This window comes from Microvirga sp. HBU67558, from assembly GCF_018069605.1.
GTDB classification, from domain to species: domain Bacteria; phylum Pseudomonadota; class Alphaproteobacteria; order Rhizobiales; family Beijerinckiaceae; genus Microvirga; species Microvirga terrae.
Window position 1 is genome coordinate 1 of sequence record NZ_JAGPUP010000059.1, and the last position, 253, is coordinate 253.

At 56.1% G+C, this 253-nt stretch carries 1 protein-coding gene; it reads left to right on the top strand.

Annotated elements, in window-relative coordinates; all coding sequences use genetic code 11:
* Nucleotides 1-253 (top strand): extracellular solute-binding protein (locus tag KBI52_RS00225; protein WP_210804721.1); only part of this gene is annotated, 253 nt, incomplete at both ends.

A 253-nucleotide genomic window follows, 5' to 3' on the forward strand; every position in this document is an offset into this window, starting at 1 on the left:
CACGATCGGCCCGAACGTGCTCGAGTATATCCCCAGCTCGGCTAAGATTTCCGAGATGGTTCAGACCGGAGAAGCCGCGATCTTCCCATTAACGCCCACGGCCGTGGCGGCTCACCAGGAAAAGAATATCCCGGTGGAATATGCTCAGCCTAAGGAAGGCTCCGTCGTATTGATGGTGACCGAGTGTGTCATTGCGAACAACAGCGAGCCGGAATCGGCTCAGAAGCTTGCTGCATATCTCCTGTCACCGGAA